This is a genomic window from Streptomyces globisporus (assembly GCF_003501885.1).
Taxonomy (GTDB): domain Bacteria; phylum Actinomycetota; class Actinomycetes; order Streptomycetales; family Streptomycetaceae; genus Streptomyces; species Streptomyces globisporus_D.
The window spans coordinates 1-1,106 of record NZ_QWFA01000396.1; the positions used below are offsets into that span (position 1 = coordinate 1).

At 74.9% G+C, this 1,106-nt stretch carries 1 protein-coding gene; it reads right to left on the reverse strand.

Annotated features, from left to right (window positions below):
• Positions 1 to 26: 26 nt before the first annotated feature.
• Entirely contained in the window at positions 27 to 902 is an 876-nt protein-coding gene (locus D3105_RS33920) for a hypothetical protein (RefSeq protein ID WP_118906600.1), read from the reverse strand.
• Positions 903 to 1,106 lie beyond the last annotated feature (204 nt).

Sequence of the window (1,106 nt, forward strand, 5' to 3'; positions counted from 1 at the left end):
GCCCCGCCCGGCACCCCCGGCACCCCTCAGCCCTGCTGGATCTCGCCGGTGTAGATGGCGTCCTCGTCCGGCAGCGTCACCGTGACCGGCAGCCCGAACCCGTACAGCAGCAGCGTCGAGACCACCGACACCTCCGGGCCCCGGGCGTCGGAGGAGAAGGTGAAGCGGTGCCGGACCTTCCGCAGCCGGCCGTCCTCGTCGAGGTAGGCGTCGAAGGGCACGGCGTCCTTGCTGAACCCTTTCGCCGCCGCGCTCAGCGCCCCGCGTGACTGCGGCGATGCGGCCCGGGCCGCCCGCCCCAGGTCGGCGACGCCCCGGTAGTGATGCACGGTCACCCCGGCCAGCTCGGTCTTCCCCGCGTACGTCACATCGGCAGCTCCGCGCAGCAGTTCGGCCGCCGCCATCGGGTCGGTGACCCCACCGGTGACGAGGTTGCCGTCCTTCAGACCGGTCGTGTCGATCCTGACCCACTTGTCGTCGGGCACCCCGGCGCCGCGGTTCTTCATGTACAGCGCCCCGGGGGCCAGCAGCTCGGTGATCGGCCGGTGGCCGTCCGCCCCCGCGGCGTCCTTGCCCGCCGGGTCCTTGGGCAGCACCACCCGGAGCCGCCCCATCTGCCTGCGGAAGTCGTACGCGCCCTGCCCCCGGATCGTCACCCGCGTACCGCCGGCCGCCGTCTCCATCGACGTACGGGTCTCCGCGCCACCCGCCTCGACGAGGACGTCTGCCGCCTGCCCGAGCAGATCGAGCGGTCGGTCGGCGGCCACGGAACGCTGCCCGGATCCGTCGGCCGCGCCGCCGCCCCCGCCGATGCACCCGGCGGTGACCGCGATCACCCCGGCCGCGGCGAGGGCGCGGACAGCGCGGGCACCGCCTCCGTCCCTGTACTGCTGCACCACCATCGCCTGCCAACCCCCAACGACTGCCGCCCGGCCGAGCCCTGACCCGCTCCGCATAACGAGTGCCGCCGTCCCCCGTCACGCCACGGGGGCTCTGCGGCCAGTACCGTGGACGGGTGCATGAGGATTCCCCCGCCGCGGCGCGCACCACCGCCGCCCCGCGCACCCCCGCCCGGACTGCGCGGTCACCGGCATCGACCGCGTACA

Bases quoted from the DNA above. Each gene is read 5' to 3' on its own strand.
- D3105_RS33920 (WP_118906600.1), bottom strand. From the start codon at position 902: ATGGTGGTGCAGCAGTACAGGGACGGAGGCGGTGCCCGCGCTGTCCGC.